Here is a 14,971-nt window from a genome sequence, read left to right as displayed (position 1 = left end):
CATGAGCAAAAGTTCCGAAGGCGCGACGCCCGGCTTCCTGGTGTGGCGGCTGTCGATGAAGTGGCGGGTCGCGGTCGACCGCGCGGTGGCCCCCTTGGGGCTGACCCACGCGCAGTACTCACTCCTGGCCTCGCTGTACGGCATGCGGCGCACGGGCGAGCGCCCCAGCCAGCGCCGCCTCGCCGACCACACCGGGCTCGAACCGCTCTACGTGTCGAAGCTGGCCCGTGCGCTGGAGACCGCCGGCCTTCTGGAACGGACCCGGGATCCCCGTGACCCGCGCGCGGTGCAGCTCGCGCTCACCGAACGGGGACGGGAGGTCACCCGGCGCGCGATCGAGGTCGTCCACGGGCTCCTTCAACAGCTCCTGGACCCGCTCGGCGGCCTCGACAGCGCCCGCACCCGGCAGTTCACGCGCGAGCTGACGGCCTTGCTCGACGTACCTCTTGATCCTTCCCTCGAGACGGAGCAGTCATGACCACCACCGCACCCCTGCTCGACCCCCGCGTCATCGCCCTGGCCCACTACGCCGCCCGCGCGGTCCTGGAGAGCGTGCTGGCCCGGCACGGCGTCACCTTCCAGCAGTGCGTCACCCTCCGGCTCGCCGCCGTCGCCGACGGCCCGGTCGGGCGGGAGCAACTTCTCGACGGTGTCACCGGCGCGCTGAAGATCGACACCGACGAGGTCTCCGACGTGGTCGACGGGCTGATCTCCGCGCGACTCCTGGCCACGGACGGGGCGTCGGAAGTGCGGATCACGGACGCCGGGCGGGAGCTGTACGCCAGGACCTCCGGCGAGACGGCGCCCATCACCGCCCGGATCTACGACGGCATCCCCACCGAGGACCTGGCCGTCGCCGGACGGGTGCTGAGCCTGATCACCCGGCGCGCCGACGCCGAGTTGGCCGGCCTGCCCCGATGACCCCCACCCGGTAGTGGAATATTGAACCAACAAGTCGGGTTGTCGGCCTCGAAGGAGGCACGAGTGAACACGAGCCACGACGTCACGTACTACGCCCACGGGACACCGGCGGAGCGCTGGGAGCGCGCACGGCTGTTCTTCGACGCCAAGGACTACACCGCCGCCGCGCGCGTCCTTACCGGGCTGGTCGAGGAGGTGCCCGAGCAGACCGGGCCGCGGCTGCTGCTGGCGCGCTCTTACTACCACTCGGCCCAACTGCGCCGCGCCGAGGCCGAGTTGCGGACGATCGTCGAGCGGGACCCGGTGGAACACTACGCCCGGCTGATGCTCGGCCGCACGCTCCAGCGGCAGAACCGGCACGAGGAGGCGGAGTCGCACCTGCGGATCGCCGCCGCGCTCGCGGGTGACTTCGAGCAGAGCTGACCCGTCACGTACCGACAGGTGCCCGGCTCCGCGCGGAGCCGGGCACCTGTGTGCCGGCGGCTGTCACTGCGCCTGCGTCCCGGTCCGGTAGGACCGCCGTCCCCGCCGGTAGGCGATCTCGCCCAGCAGTACGTCGACGGCGAGGAAGGCCGCGAGCGGGATACCGAACAGAGGCAGGAAGTAGCCGAGTACGGCGACCCCGGCCAGCAGTGGGACCAGGATCTGCGGCGGCACCTGCTGCCAGGCGCCGCGCGGGATCGGCCGGCCGAAGGCACTGCCCCGGCCGCGCTGCCACCACATGCGGTAACCCCAGACGATCAGCAGGATCAGGCAGAGCGCGAGCAGCATCAGGAGGATCTGGTTGGCGAGGCCGAACAGGACGCCGGTGTGCAGGTCGATGCCCCAGCGGGTGAGCTTCGCGAGCACCGGGTAGTCGGCGAACCGCAGCACGTCCATGACCTCGCCGCTCGCCGGTTCGACGGCGACGGCGTCCTGCTTCCCGGGCCAGCTGCGCTGCACCTGCTTGACGACGTACGCCGAGTTCGCGTCGGCGGGCGGCACGATCTCCACCGGGTCGCCGAGGCCCTCGGCCCGCGCGGCCGCCAGGACCTTGTCCAGCCCCACGCCATGGGCGGCGTCTCCCGCCTGCCCGGCGGCCGAACCGTGACCGGAGTGCTCACCACCGGCCGCCGCCGACACCGACGGGGTGGCCTGGCCCAGCGAGGTCCGCAGCTCGTCGATGGTGGCGCCGGCGTAGGCCGACCAGGTCAGGCCGGTAGCGGAAAGGAAGAAGAACCCGGCCGCCGCCCAGACGCCGACACTGCCGTGCAGTCCGAGCGTGCGGCGCCGCCCCGTCGTCCCCCGCACCTTGCGCAGGGCGCGGCGGCGGGAGAACCACAGCGCCAGGCCGCCGGCCGAGATCACCCACAGCCAGCTGGCCGCCAGCTCGCTGTACAGCCGCCCCGGCTCACCCATGTGCAGGTCCCGGTGGAACTCGTCGATCCAGGTGCGCAGGGGGAGCGCGCCGGTGGAACCGTACTGTTCGAGGGCGCCGCGCACCCGCGCCGTGTACGGGTCGACGAACACGGCGAGCGTGTGGCCCCCGTCGACGCCCGGGACACCGGACAGCAACACCCTGGTCGTCGCGTCGGCCTCGGGCGAAGGGCGTACAGCGGAGACCGTGCCCTCGGGGTAGGCCTTGCGGGCGGCGGTCACCTGCTCGCTGACGGGCAGCTTCCGTTCACCCACGGGGACGGTCAGCTCGTGGTCGTACACGATCTTCTCGGCCTGGAACGAGGCGGCGTACAGCAGGCCGGTGACGGCGGCGACGAGGAGGAACGGCGCCACCAGCACCCCGGCGTAGAAGTGCAGGCGGAGGACGAGCGGACGCAGGGGCGCCCAGCTGCTGCTCGACGGGGCCGGGGTGGCTGATCGCGGGGCCTCGTCCGTGGCGGTCGAGGGAGCGGTGGTCATCGGCGGGCTTCTCCCGGGGAACGTCTGCGTGGCGGTTGCGGTGCAGAAGTCGGAGCGGAGGGGCGTCCAGTTCCCGGCAGGGTCATGTGGTGTGCGTCACGCGGGGGTGGGGGGTGCCGTGTCATCCTGACGCGATGGGAACTCCGAGCGATCGCACGCCCCTGGCAGAGCGGGTCGAGGAACTCCTCGCCGGCGCCGGTCCGTTGACCATCGTCGCGGCGGGCGATCCGGTGCTCCGGCGCGGCACGGAACCGTACGACGGTCAGCTGGGCCCCGCGCTGCTGGCCCGGTTCGTCGAGGCCCTGCGGGTCACCATGCGCGCGGCGCCCGGGGTCGGCCTGGCGGCGCCGCAGGTCGGTGTGCCGCTCAGGATCGCGGTGATCGAGGACCCGGCGCCGGTGCCGGAGGAGGTGCGTCTGGCGCGCGGGCGGGTGCCGCAGCCGTTCCGTGTGCTGGTCAATCCCGCCTACGAGGCGGTCGGTGACGCGCGGGCCGCGTTCTTCGAAGGGTGCCTGAGCGTGCCGGGCTGGCAGGCGGTGGTAGCGCGACCCGCCGAGGTGCGGCTGACCGGGCAGGACGAGCAGGGGCGGGCGCTGGACGAGGTGTTCACGGGCTGGCCCGCCCGGATCGTGCAGCACGAGACGGACCATCTCGACGGCGTGCTGTATCTGGACCGGGCCGAGACGCGGTCGCTGTCGTCCAACCAGGCGGCGGCGGAGCGCTGGGCGCAGCCGACGCCGCGGGAGGCGGCGCGGGCGCTCGGCTTCGAGTTGCCGTAGCGCCGGCCGCCCGCCGGAGCACCGCTTCGCCGTACGCGCCGCCTCCACGGCGCACACGCCCGGCGGGCGGCCGCGGCCGCGGTGGGCGCCTCCCCCGGCGCGATCGTCATGGTCACGCACGACGAGGACGCCGTCGACGCGCTCCGCCCGGACCGCGTGCTTCTGCTGCCGGAGGCGGAGGAGGACCTGAGGGACGACGACTTCCGCACGCCGGTGGTGCCCGCGCGCGTAGCCCTGTTTCTGGTTCACCGTCGCCCAGGCTGCTCGCTTCCGTGGTGCCCGCGCGCGCGTAGCCCTGTTTCCTGACACCCGGAAGGGCGTCGTCTTCCTCCGGCCGGGGCCGTCCCGCGCGTGGCGGACAGCCTCAGGGCCGGACAGAGCGGAGCTCACGCGTCCCGGTACGCCTCCAGCAGGCGCAGCCACACCTCGCTGATCGTCGGGTACGACGGAACGGCGTGCCACAGGCGGCTGACCGGCACCTGGCCGGCGACGGCGATCGTCGCGGAGTGGATGAGTTCGCCGACACCGGGGCCGACGAGGGTGACGCCGCGGAGGATCTCCTCCTCCAGGTCCACGACCATGCGGGCGCGGCCCTGGTAGCCGTCGGCGTACAGGCCCGCCCCGGCGACGGAGGACAGGTCCACGTCGACGGCCTTCACCCGGTGCCCGGCCCGTTCGGCCTCGGCGAGCGACAGCCCGACGGCCGCCGCCTCCGGGTCGGTGAAGACGACCTGGGGCACGGCGGCGTGGTCGGCGGTCGCGGCGTGAGCGCCCCAGGGCTGGGCGAGGAGGTCCGCTCCGGTGGCCCGCGCGGCGATGGCGGCGCCCGCGATGCGGGCCTGGTACTTGCCCTGGTGGGTGAGCAGGGCGCGCTGGTTGACGTCGCCGACCGCGTACAGCCAGTCGCGGCCGGTGACGCGGAGGCTGTCGTCGACCGGCAGCCACGTGCCGGGGGCGAGGCCGATGGTGTCCAGGCCGATGTCGTCGGTGCGCGGCGCGCGTCCGGTGGCGAAGAGGATCTCGTCGGCCTCGATGCGGTCGCCCTTGTCGGTGACGGCCACGACCGTTCCGTTCTCGCGGGTCACCGACTCCAGCGACGTGCCGGTACGGACGTTCGCTCCCGCCTCCGTGAGGGCCTCGGCGACCAGTTCCCCGGCGAAGGGCTCCATGCGGGGCAGCAGGCCCTTGCCGCGGACCAGCAGGGTGACCTCGGAGCCGAGGGCCTGCCAGACGGTGGCCATCTCGGTGGCGACCACGCCGCCGCCGACCACGATCAGCCGGCCGGGCACGGTCTTGGAGCTGGTGGCCTCGCGGCTCGTCCACGGCCGCACGGCGTCGAGCCCGGGCAGGCCCGGCAGGGCGGCGCGACTGCCGGTGCAGACGGCGACGGCGTGCCGGGCGGTCAGGACGCGATCGGCGCCGTCGGGGCCGGTGACCGTCACCGTGCGGGGGCCGGAGAGCCGCCCGTGGCCGCGGTACAGGTCGGCGCCGATGGAGTCTAGCCACCCGGCCTGCCCGTCGTCCTTCCACTGGGAGGTGTAGTGGTCCCGGTGGGCGAGGACCGCGGACGCGTCGAGGGGACCCTGGACCGACTGGCGCAGGCCGGGCACGCGACGGGCGTCCGCGCGGGCGATGACCGGCCGCAGCAGGGCCTTGCTGGGCATGCACGCCCAGTAGGAGCATTCGCCGCCGACCAGCTCGCTCTCGACGACCGCGGTGGTCAGTCCGGCCGCGCGGGTGCGGTCGGCGACGTTCTCCCCCACGGGCCCGGCCCCGAGCACCACGACGTCGTACGCGTTGGTTTCCGTTTCCGTCATGGGGTCAGTCTGGTGGGTGGTGTGCGCCCTGGCCACATGGGTAGGGGCGCGGAATACGTGTCCGGTCGGCCGTGTTGTGCCGACGGCTTGACCCCACACCAGGAAGAGGGATTTGCCATGAGCAGCACCGTGGAGCTCACCAAGGAGAACTTCGACCAGACGGTCACGGACAACGAGTTCGTTTTGATCGACTTCTGGGCGTCCTGGTGCGGGCCCTGCAAGCAGTTCGCGCCGGTCTACGAGAAGGCGGCGCAGGAGAACCCGGACCTGGTGTTCGGCAAGGTGGACACCGAGGCGCAGCCTGAGCTGGCCGCGGCCTTCGGTATCCAGTCGATCCCGACGCTGATGATCGTGCGCGACCAGGTCGCCGTGTTCGCCCAGCCGGGCGCCCTGCCCGAGGCCGCCCTGACGGACGTCATCGGGCAGGCCCGGAATCTGGACATGGACGAGGTCCGCAAGGCGGTCGCCGAGCAGCAGGCCCAGCAGCCGGCCGAGTGACCCGCCCCGGGCCCGGGAGCCGGCCCCTAGAAGGGGTACGGAGCGACGTCTGCGCGTACCGTCGTCCAGCGCAGTTCGGTGAAGGCCTCCAGGTTGGCCTCGCCGCCGAAGCGGGCGCCGGTGCCGGAGGCGGCGACTCCGCCGAAGGGCGCCACGGCCTCGTCGTTCACCGTCTGGTCGTTGATGTGGACGATGCCGGTCGGAATGCGCTCGGCGAGGTCCAGGCCGCGCGCCGTGTCCCGGGTCACGATGCCCAGGGAGAGGCCGTACGGGCTCTGCGCGGCCAGGGCGGCGGCCTCGTCGGCCGTGGTGAAGGAGCGCACGGGCGCCACGGGGCCGAAGACCTCCTCGGTGTAGGCCGGGGTGTGGTCGTCGACGTGGGCGAGGACCGTCGGCCGGTAGAACAGCCGGTCGTACGTGCCACCGGCGGCGACCTTCGCGCCCGCGGCTCTGCTGGCCTCGACCAGGCCGCTGATCTTGGCGAGCTGGCCCGAGTCGATGATGGGGCCCAGATGGACCTGGCCCCGGTACGGATCGCCGACGGCGAGTGAGTCCGCCTTGGCGGCCAGCCGCTCCACGTACTCGTCGTAGAGGGACGCGTGCACCAGGTGGCGTCCGGTCGTCATGCAGATCTGGCCCTGGTGGAAGAACGAGCCCCAGGCGGCCGTGGAGATCACCGCGTCGAGGTCGGCGTCCTCCAGCACGATCATGGCCGAGTTGCCGCCCAGTTCCAGGTGGGACCGCTTGAGGTGACGGCCGGCGGCCTCGCCCACGGCGCGCCCGGCGGCGGTGGAGCCGGTGAAGGAGATGACGGGCACGCGCGGGTCGGCGACCAGGGCCTGCCCCGCGTCCGGGCCGCCGGGCAGCACGTGCAGGAGGTCCTCCGGCAGGCCCGCGGCGGCGAAGACCGCGGCGAGGGACAGCCCGCCGCAGACGGCCGTGCGCGGATCGGGCTTCAGCAGGACCGCGTTGCCCAGGGCCAGGGCGGGGGCGACGGAGCGGATGGACAGGATCAGCGGGGCGTTGAACGGGGAGATCACACCCACGACACCGGCCGGGACACGGCGCGTGTACGACAGCCGCGGCGCCTCGCTGGGCAGGACCTGGCCGGCCGGGCGGGAGGCGAGCGCGGCGGCCTCGTAACACTCCTGGGCGGCGACGTGCAGTTCGAAGTCGGCCTTGCCGGGGACGGAGCCGGACTCGCGGACGAGCCACTCGCGCAGTTCGGCGGCGTGCTCGGTGAACAGGTCGCCCGCCTTGCGGAGCACGGCGGCGCGGGCGAAGTGCGGGGCACGTGCCCACGCGCGCTGGGCGGCGGCGGCCCTGCCCGCGGCGGCCCCGACGTCCTCGGGGCCGGCGAGGGCGAGGGTGCCGAGGGTCTGGCCGGTGGCGGGCTCGGTGACGGTGTACCCGGGGCCCGAGAGGGCGCGGGGCTGCCAGGCCCTGGAGTCGAGCAACGGCATGACGGCTCTCCGATCGATCGGTCACCGGCTGACGGGATGGTCAACTCCCGTAAGTACGCGGCCGGTTCGGCGGTCACATGGCGGGGCGCGCCGGTCGGTCGCAGCGGTACGCATTGCGGCCCGCGTGCGCACGCGCCCCCATTTTGTTGAGCATGCAACATCCTAGCCGTGTCGCGGAGCGAGGGCCGGAACTACGGTTGCGTGACGGTGAGTCGAGTTCCCCTGAGGTCAGCTGGACTCGCGGTGCAGCACGGTCGCGCCCAACATCTTGTACGTCTCGGGCGCGGTGCCGGGCCTGCGTACCGCGCGGTCCACCAGTTCGGCCAGTTCACGGCCGGAGGGCAGCTTCAGACGGACCGTGCTCAGCCGCGGCCGCAGCAGCCGGCCCAGCATCAGATCGTCGGCGCCGATCACGGCCGTCTCCCCGGGGATGCGGATGCCCTCGTCCTGCAGGGCCCGCATCAGCAGCATCGCGTACTCGTCGTTGTAGGTGAACACGGCGTCCAGACCGAGGCTCCGCCAGCGGGCGGCGAGGCGCGCGGCGGCCTGCTCGTCGTAGGCGAGGGGCAGTTCGGTCACCGTGGCGTCCGTGCCGCGCACCGACTGGCGCACCCCGTCGAGGCGGGGCGCGGAGAACGCCTCGAGGCCGGGTTCCTGCGGGACGACGACGCCGATGCGGCGCCGGCCGCGGTCGTAGAGGTGGGCGCCCGCGCTGTGTCCGACGACGTCGTGGTCCATGAGCAGGGCGTGCGCGCCCTCGATGGTCTCGGGGCCGAGGGTGACCACCGCGCGCGCCCCCGAGCGCTTGAGTACCGCCACTCCGCGCGGGCCGAGCCCGGAGCCGGGCACGAGCACGGCCACAGGCCGTAACTCGGCCCAGACGCGGGCGGCTTCGTCGCCGTGCGGACCGCCGGTGCCGTACTGCACGACCGTGTAGTCCAGGCTGCCGAGCGCGCGCTGGAGGTTGGTGAGGAACCGGCTGTAGAGCGGGCCGACGGGGAAGGTCGGCGCGGGGATCAGGACCATGCGGCTGTGCCCGGCGCGCAGGCTGCGGGCCGCCGCGTGCGGGACGTACCCGAGTTCTTTCGCGGCCTCGTGGACCCGGCGGCGGGTGGGCTCGCTGATCCGTACGGCGCTGGTGTTGTTGAGGACGTAGGAGACGGTCGCGCGCGAGACGCCGGCCAGGCGGGCCACATCGGCGCTCGTGGGCACGGAGCGCGACGGTGCGGGGGACGGGGGCGCGGGCGTTTTGGGTATCTGCACCATGACGTACGGCATCTTGGCAGAAGCCTCAATACGCGCTTCCGGCGGGGGAGTTGTGAGAATGACGTGAGCCCTCACGGCGAGCGGCAGTCGCTCTCAGCGGGCGGGGCACCCGCCCGTCACGCGGTCGACCAGGTCGATCCACGCGGCCTCGAGGCGGGACAAGGGGATGCCGCGCTGCCTGGTCAGGTGGTGGATCAGGGCCGGGTCCAGCTGACCCATCAGCGTGTGGGAGAGGAGCTCGCCATCGGCGTCGGGGACCGCCTGCCGCAGCAGCACCGCCACATGATGCCGCAGCACGCGGCGGGGTGGGACGAGGAAACGGCGGTTGGCGTCCGGCTCGGCCGCCAACTGCAGCTCCAGCTCGTCGGCCGAGCGACGCAGCATGGCGCGGCCGAACGCCCGCAGCCGCTCCACGGGCGGCGCTCCGGGCCCGAGCGGAGGCGGGCCGGTGAGGAACGCGGCTTGGAACTTCTTCTCGGAGTGGTCGAGCAGCGCCGTCAGCAGGCCGGTGCGGTCGCCGAAGCGGCGGAAGACCGTGCCCTTGCCCACGCGGGCCGCGGCGGCCACCGCCTCCATGGTGACGGCGTCAGCGCCGCGCTCCGCCACCAGCCGCGCGGCGGCCTCCAGCAGCCGGGCGCGATTGCGCGCGGCATCGGCACGCAGGCAGGGTTCGTCCGCCTCCCCGACGGAACCGAGCTGGAGCAGCTCGGGATGGTCGACGGGCTCCTGGGGCGGCGGCAGGGGCGGTGGAACGGCGGACATGAAGCCAGCGTAAAGCATCGGAAAGGAAACTGGACCGCGGTCCGGTTAGGATGCTAGAACATTAAACGGACTTCGGTCCGGATCGCGATCGCGGTTTCAGAGCCCGTTATCCATACATGGGAGTCAGAATGTCTGTTCGTATCCTCGCGCTCGTCGGCAGCCTGCGCGCCGGTTCGCACAACCGACAGCTCGCCGAGGCGGCCGTCAAGCTCGCCCCCGAGGGGGCCGAGGTGGAACTGTTCGAGGGACTGGCCGAGATCCCCTTCTACAACGAGGACACCGACGTCGAGGGCGGCGTCCCGGCCGCCGCCGCGAAGCTGCGCGACGCCGCCGACGCCGCCGACGCCCTGATCCTCTTCACGCCCGAGTACAACGGCACCATCCCGGCCGTCCTGAAGAACGCCATCGACTGGCTGTCCCGCCCGTTCGGCGCCGGTGCCCTCAGCGACAAGCCGGTGGCCGTGGTCGGCACCGCGTTCGGCCAGTACGGCGGTGTCTGGGCGCACGACGAGACCCGCAAGTCCGTGGGTGTCGCCGGCGGCAGGGTGCTGGAGGACGTCAAGCTGTCCATCCCCGGCTCCGTGACCCGCTTCGCCGAGACGCACCCGGCCGACGACGCGGAGGTCGCCGGGCAGCTGACGGAGGTCATCGCCCGCCTGCACGGCTTCGTCACGGAGCCGGCCGCGGCCTGACCCGTGCACATCCCGCGCCCACGGAGGGGCCGCGGCCGGCAACGGCCTCGGCCCCTCCGGCGTGCGCGCAGGGCCCGCTGCCCGGCCCGGACCGGGCCCGGCTCAGACCGGCTGGGGCAGCGTCTCCCGCCCGGCCCGGTGGATGGGTGCGGCCGAGCCGGTGAGCGGCGCGCCCGTCCCGCCGTGTTTCGCCGCGATGATCTCCGCCGTGATGGACACGGCGGTCTCCTCGGGTGTCCGGGCCCCGAGGTCGAGGCCGATCGGCGACCTCAGCCGGGCCAGCTCGCGCTCGCTCACGCCCGCCTCCCGCAGCCGCCGTTCGCGGTCCTCGTGGGTGCGTCGGGAACCCATGGCGCCGATGTAGGCAGCCGGCCTGCGCAAGGCCTCCCGCAACAGGGGCACGTCGAACTTCGCGTCATGGGTCAGCACGCACAGCACCGTCCGCCCGTCCGTCTCCGTGCCGCGCAGGTACCGGTCGGGCCAGTCCACGACGATCTCGTCGGCGTCCGGGAAGCGGGCCCGGGTCGCGAAGACCGGGCGGGCGTCGCACACGGTGACGTGGTAGCCGAGGAACCCGCCCGCACGGGCGAGCGCCGCCGCGAAGTCGATCGCACCGAAGACGATCATGCGGGGCGGCGGCACGGCCGACTCCACGAGCAGGGTGAGACCGCCCGGGCGGTGCGACCCGTCCTCGGAGAGCTCGACCGTGCCGGTCAGGCCGCTGTCCAGCAGGGCGCGAGCTTCGGTGCGCGCCGCTCGGTCCAGGTCCGGGCCGCCGCCGCAACCGCCTTCGTGCGAGCCGTCGGGGCGGACGAGCAGGGCCCGGCCGAGCAGGTCGGCGGGACCTCGGACGATCCGGGCCAGCGCCACCGGCTCACCGCGGACGGCGGCCGACAGCGCGGCCCCCTGTACCGCCTGCCCGGCGGCGAACGGGGTGACCATCACCTCGATGGTCCCGCCGCAGGTCAGCCCCACCGCGAAGGCGTCCTCGTCGCTGTACCCGAACCGCTCGACCAGCGTCTCCCCGTCCCGCAGGGCCTGGAGGCACAGGTCGTACACGGCCCCCTCCACGCAGCCTCCGGAGACCGAGCCGATCGCCGTGCCGTCGGCCGAGACGGCCAGGGCGGCGCCCGGAGGGCGCGGGGCGCTGCCGCCGACGGCGACGACCGTGGCGACGGCGAACTCCCGGCCCTCCTCGATCCACTCGTGCAGCGGCCCGGCCAGGTCAAGCATCGCCGCCCGCCATCAGCACGCGGTCGGGCCGAATCGGCAGGTTCCGGTGGCGTACGCCGGTGGCGTGCCACACGGCGTTGGCGATCGCCGCGGCCCCGCCCACGATGCCGACCTCGCCGATTCCCTTGATGCCGATCGGGTCGTCCGGGTCGGGGTCGTCGACCCAGTCGGCCTCGATGTGCGGGACGTCGGCGTGCGCGGCGACGTGGTAGCCCGCGAGGTCGGCGCCGTAGACGCCGCCGGTGGCCCGGTCCCGGACCGCTTCCTCGTGCAGGGCCATGGACAGGCCCCAGATCATGCCGCCGACGAGCTGGTTGCGGGCGGTGAGCGGGTTGACGATCCGGCCGGCCGCGAAGATGCCCAGCATGCGGCGGACGCGGACCTCGCCGGTCGCCGGGTCGACGGCGACCTCGGCGAACTGCGCCCCGAAGGAGTGCCGCTCCTTGTGGGCGAGGGCGCCGACGGCCTCGGCTGTGTCCGACCGTACGGTGATGCCCTCCGGCGGGATGTCGGCGCCCGGCGCGAGGCTCCGGCGCAGTTCCTCGGCGGCGGCCGTGACGGCCCAGGCCCAGGAGCGGGTGCCCATCGAGCCGCCGGCGATCATCGCCGGTCCGAGGTCGCTGTCGCCGATCCGCACCCGCACGCGGTCCGTCGGCACCTCCAGGGCGTCGGCGGCGACCAGGGTGAGCGCGGTCCGGGCGCCGGTGCCGACGTCCGCGGCGTTGATCCGGACCGTGAAGGTGCCGTCCGGCTCAGCGGTCACGGCCGCCGTGGAGGGCATGGCCGCCGCGGGGAAGGAGGCGGCCGCGGTGCCCGTGCCGAGCAGCCAGCGCCCCTCCCGGCGCACTCCGGGCCGGGGGTCCCGCTGCGCCCAACCGAACCTGCGGGCCCCTTCGCGGAAGCAGGCGATCAGGTTGCGGCCGGCGAACGGCAGCCCGGAGACCGGGCCCACCGCGGGTTCGTTGCGCACGCGCAGCTCGATCGGGTCGATGCCGCACTTCTCGGCCAGTTCGTCCAGCGCCGACTCCAGCGCGAACGAGCCCGGTGCCTCGCCCGGTGCGCGCATCCAGCTCGGGGTCGGTACGTCGAGCCGCACGAGCCGGCTGGCCGTGTGGTGGGCGTCGGCGGCGTACATCGACCGGCTCGCCCCGGCGCTCGGCTCGATGAACTCGTGCACGGTCGAGGTCTGGCTCAGGGACCGGTGCTCCAGGGCGCGCAGCCGTCCGTCCGGATCGGCGCCGAGCCTGACCCGCTGGGCGGTGGGGCTGCGGTGGCCGGCGAGCGAGAACATCTGCCGCCGGGTCATGACGACCCGGACCGGGCGCCGCAGCACGGTCGCGGCCATCACGGCGGCCACCTGGTGCGCGCGGACGCCCTTGCTGCCGAATCCGCCGCCGACGTGTTCGGACCGCACCCGCACGGAGGCCGGGTCCAGGGAGAACAGGTTCGCGAGTTCCCCGGCGACCCAGCCGGTGCCCTGGTTGGAGTCGACGACCTCGAGCCGGCCGCCCTCCCACCGGGCCGTCGACGCGTGCGGCTCCATCGCATTGTGGTGCTCCTCCGGGGTGGTGTACTCCGCGTCCACCACGACGGCGGACGCCGCGAGCCCGGCCTCCAGGTCGCCCTTCTCCACCACGGCCGGCAGGTGCCCGTCGACGGGGTATGCCTCGGACGCCCGCCCGGCGGAGAACGCGACGTCGTGCGGCTCCGGCTCGTAGTGCGCCACGAGGGCCTCGGCGGCCTCCCTGGCCTGTTCGGGCGTCTCGGCGACGACCAGGGCCACCGGCCAGCCCAGGTGGGGCACCCGGTCGTGCTGGAAGAGTCCGGTGCCGGGGTCCGGCGGGACGCCCATGATGCCGACGAAGCCGGTGTCGACGCGCGGGGCGTTGTGGTGGTGGAGGACGGTCAGGACGCCCGGCATCGCGAGGACGGCCTCGGTCTCGACGGCGCGGATGCGGCCGCGGGCGACGGTGGACAGCACCAGCCAGCCGTGGGCGAGTTCGGCGAAGGGGATGTCGCCGGCGTAGCGGGCCGCTCCGGTGACCTTGTCGCGGCCCTCCACGCGGGTGTGAGCGGTGCCGGCGGAACGCCGGGTGGCGATGGTCATCGGGCGGCCTCCTCGGCGAGTTCGCTGAGCACGGCCACGACGAGGTTGCGCATCAGGGTCACCTTGTATCCGTTGCGGGGCAGGGGCCTTGCGGCCGCCAGTTCGGCGTCCGCGGCGGCCGCGAAAATCTCGGCGCCGGCCGGTGCGCCGGTCAGGACGCGTTCGGCCGTGCGGGCCCGCCAGGGGCGGGAGGCGACGGCCCCGAAGGCAAGGCGCACGTCGTGCACGAGGCCGCCGCGGATGTCGAGCGCGGCGGCGACGGAGCCGATGGCGAAGGCGTACGAGGCCCGCTCGCGCACCTTGCTGTAGCGGGAGTTGGCCGCTGTGGCGGTGGGCGGCAGGGTGACGCCGGTGATGAGCGCCCCCGGCGGCAGGGCGGTCTCCCGGTGCGGGGTCTCCCCCACCGGCAGATAGAAGTCGGCGAGCGGCACCTCGCCCGGGCCGTCGGCCGTCTCGTACGACACGACGGCGTCGAAGGCGGTCAGGGCCACGCCCATGTCGGACGGATGGGTGGCCACGCAGTGGTCGGAGGCGCCCAGGACGGCGTGGTTGTGGTGCTCGCCGGTGACGGCCGGGCACCCGCTGCCCGGATCGCGTTTGTTGCAGGGCGAGCTGACGTCGGTGAAGTAGCCGCAGCGGGTGCGCTGGAGCAGGTTGCCGCCGACGGTGGCCATGTTGCGCAGCTGCCCGGAGGCACCGGCCAGCACCGCCTGCGCCAGGGCCGGGTAGCGGCGCCGGACCTCCGGGTGGGCGGCCAGGTCGCTGTTGGTGACGGTCGCCCCGATGCGCAGCCCGCCGTCGTCGGTCGGCTCCACGCGGTTCAGGGGCAGTTCGCGTATGTCGACGAGCCGGGCGGGCCGCTCGACGCCGGTCTTCATCAGGTCGACCAGGTTGGTGCCGCCGCCCAGGAAACGGGCCTCGGTGTCGCCGTCGAGCAGCGCCACGGCGCCGGTCACGTCGTAGGCGCGCTGGTAGCCGAACTCCCTCATGCGGCCGCTCCGTTCGCCTCGGCAGCGCGGGTTACGGCCTGGACGATCGACACGTACGCGCCGCAGCGGCACAGGTTGCCGCTCATGCGCTCGCGGATCTCCTCCGGGGTCAGCGGTGGCGGTCCCGCCTCGGGCCGTACGTCGCCGGTGGCCGCGCTCGGCCAGCCGGCCGCGTGCTCCTCGATCACGGCGATGGCCGAGCAGATCTGCCCCGGCGTGCAGTAGCCGCACTGGAAACCGTCGAGGTCGAGGAACGCCTGCTGCACCGGGTGCAGGCGGTCACCCTCGGCCACGCCTTCGATGGTGGTGATCTCGCGGCCCTCGACAGCGACCGCCAGGTGGAGGCAGGCCACACTGCGGCGGCCGTCGACCAGGACCGTGCAGGCACCGCACTGCCCCTGGTCACAGCCCTTCTTGGTGCCGGTCATGTCCAGGCGCTCACGCAGGGCGTCGAGCAGGGTGGTGCGGTGGTCGACGGTCAGCGTGAACTTCTCGCCGTTGACGGACAGGGTGAGGTCGCTGGACGTCGATGGGGGCATGGAAGCCTT

At 73.7% G+C, this 14,971-nt stretch carries 15 protein-coding genes; 6 read left to right on the top strand and 9 right to left on the bottom strand.

What is annotated here, in order from left to right:
• Position 1 precedes the first annotated feature (1 nt).
• The 3 genes from ACWD1U_RS35975 to ACWD1U_RS35965 all read left to right on the top strand — a co-directional run bounded on the left by ACWD1U_RS35975 (position 2) and on the right by ACWD1U_RS35965 (position 1,344).
• On the top strand, positions 2-478 hold the full coding sequence (locus tag ACWD1U_RS35975; protein WP_451113576.1) for a MarR family winged helix-turn-helix transcriptional regulator: 477 nt from the start codon (positions 2-4) through the stop codon (positions 476-478).
• A complete protein-coding gene (locus ACWD1U_RS35970; RefSeq protein ID WP_451113575.1) occupies positions 475-921 on the top strand; it encodes a MarR family transcriptional regulator in 447 nt (148 codons plus the stop codon). Before ACWD1U_RS35975 ends, ACWD1U_RS35970 begins: the two co-directional genes overlap by 4 nt.
• Positions 922-984: 63 nt before the next feature.
• On the top strand, positions 985-1,344 hold the full coding sequence (locus ACWD1U_RS35965; protein WP_451113574.1) for a tetratricopeptide repeat protein: 360 nt from the start codon (positions 985-987) through the stop codon (positions 1,342-1,344).
• A gap of 63 nt (positions 1,345-1,407) precedes the next feature.
• Here the strand turns inward: ACWD1U_RS35965 and ACWD1U_RS35960 are convergent, their stop codons facing one another.
• Complete coding sequence (locus ACWD1U_RS35960; RefSeq protein WP_451113573.1) at positions 1,408-2,817, bottom strand: PepSY-associated TM helix domain-containing protein; 1,410 nt, start codon at positions 2,815-2,817, stop codon at positions 1,408-1,410.
• Positions 2,818-2,951: 134 nt separating this feature from the next.
• Between ACWD1U_RS35960 and ACWD1U_RS35955 the strand changes: the two genes are divergently transcribed.
• Entirely contained in the window at positions 2,952-3,596 is a 645-nt protein-coding gene (locus ACWD1U_RS35955; RefSeq protein ID WP_451113572.1) for a peptide deformylase, read from the top strand.
• 386 nt (positions 3,597-3,982) lie between these two features.
• Here the strand turns inward: ACWD1U_RS35955 and ACWD1U_RS35950 are convergent, their stop codons facing one another.
• Entirely contained in the window at positions 3,983-5,413 is a 1,431-nt protein-coding gene (locus ACWD1U_RS35950; RefSeq protein ID WP_451113571.1) for a dihydrolipoyl dehydrogenase family protein, read from the bottom strand.
• Positions 5,414-5,530: 117 nt separating this feature from the next.
• Here ACWD1U_RS35950 and trxA point away from each other — a divergent pair, with 117 nt between their 5' ends.
• Positions 5,531-5,911, top strand: coding sequence for a thioredoxin (trxA, locus tag ACWD1U_RS35945; RefSeq protein WP_451113570.1), 381 nt, complete (start codon positions 5,531-5,533; stop codon positions 5,909-5,911).
• A 26-nt stretch (positions 5,912-5,937) separates the two neighbouring features.
• Here the strand turns inward: trxA and ACWD1U_RS35940 are convergent, their stop codons facing one another.
• From ACWD1U_RS35940 to ACWD1U_RS35930, 3 genes are all read right to left on the bottom strand, one after another.
• Positions 5,938-7,374, bottom strand: coding sequence for a benzaldehyde dehydrogenase (locus ACWD1U_RS35940; protein WP_451113569.1), 1,437 nt, complete (start codon positions 7,372-7,374; stop codon positions 5,938-5,940).
• A 228-nt stretch (positions 7,375-7,602) separates the two neighbouring features.
• Positions 7,603-8,652 carry a LacI family DNA-binding transcriptional regulator gene (locus ACWD1U_RS35935; RefSeq protein WP_451113568.1) on the bottom strand — a complete coding sequence of 350 codons (1,050 nt, stop codon included), beginning with the start codon at positions 8,650-8,652 and terminating at the stop codon, positions 7,603-7,605.
• A gap of 81 nt (positions 8,653-8,733) precedes the next feature.
• Entirely contained in the window at positions 8,734-9,402 is a 669-nt protein-coding gene (locus ACWD1U_RS35930) for a TetR/AcrR family transcriptional regulator (protein WP_451113567.1), read from the bottom strand.
• 128 nt (positions 9,403-9,530) lie between these two features.
• On the opposite strand from ACWD1U_RS35930, the gene ACWD1U_RS35925 reads away from it, so the two are divergent.
• Positions 9,531-10,094: an NAD(P)H-dependent oxidoreductase gene (locus ACWD1U_RS35925; RefSeq protein WP_451113566.1), complete on the top strand. Its 564-nt coding sequence runs from the start codon at positions 9,531-9,533 to the stop codon at positions 10,092-10,094.
• A 102-nt stretch (positions 10,095-10,196) separates the two neighbouring features.
• Here ACWD1U_RS35925 and ACWD1U_RS35920 read toward each other — a convergent pair whose 3' ends face one another.
• Genes ACWD1U_RS35920 through ACWD1U_RS35905 form a run of 4 tightly spaced genes read right to left on the bottom strand, consistent with a single transcriptional unit; the run spans position 10,197 to position 14,962 of the window.
• Positions 10,197-11,327: an XdhC family protein gene (locus tag ACWD1U_RS35920; protein WP_451113565.1), complete on the bottom strand. Its 1,131-nt coding sequence runs from the start codon at positions 11,325-11,327 to the stop codon at positions 10,197-10,199.
• A complete protein-coding gene (locus tag ACWD1U_RS35915; protein WP_451113564.1) occupies positions 11,320-13,434 on the bottom strand; it encodes a xanthine dehydrogenase family protein molybdopterin-binding subunit in 2,115 nt (704 codons plus the stop codon). Before ACWD1U_RS35915 ends, ACWD1U_RS35920 begins: the two co-directional genes overlap by 8 nt.
• Complete coding sequence (locus tag ACWD1U_RS35910) at positions 13,431-14,423, bottom strand: FAD binding domain-containing protein (RefSeq protein WP_451113563.1); 993 nt, start codon at positions 14,421-14,423, stop codon at positions 13,431-13,433. The genes ACWD1U_RS35915 and ACWD1U_RS35910 overlap by 4 nt, the downstream gene beginning before the upstream one ends.
• Positions 14,420-14,962, bottom strand: coding sequence for a 2Fe-2S iron-sulfur cluster-binding protein (locus ACWD1U_RS35905; protein ID WP_451113562.1), 543 nt, complete (start codon positions 14,960-14,962; stop codon positions 14,420-14,422). Before ACWD1U_RS35905 ends, ACWD1U_RS35910 begins: the two co-directional genes overlap by 4 nt.
• Positions 14,963-14,971 lie beyond the last annotated feature (9 nt).

This window comes from Streptomyces sp. NPDC002788 (assembly GCF_053592115.1).
Note: the sequence above shows the minus strand (reverse complement) of the source record. Positions and strands in the feature narration are given on the sequence as shown.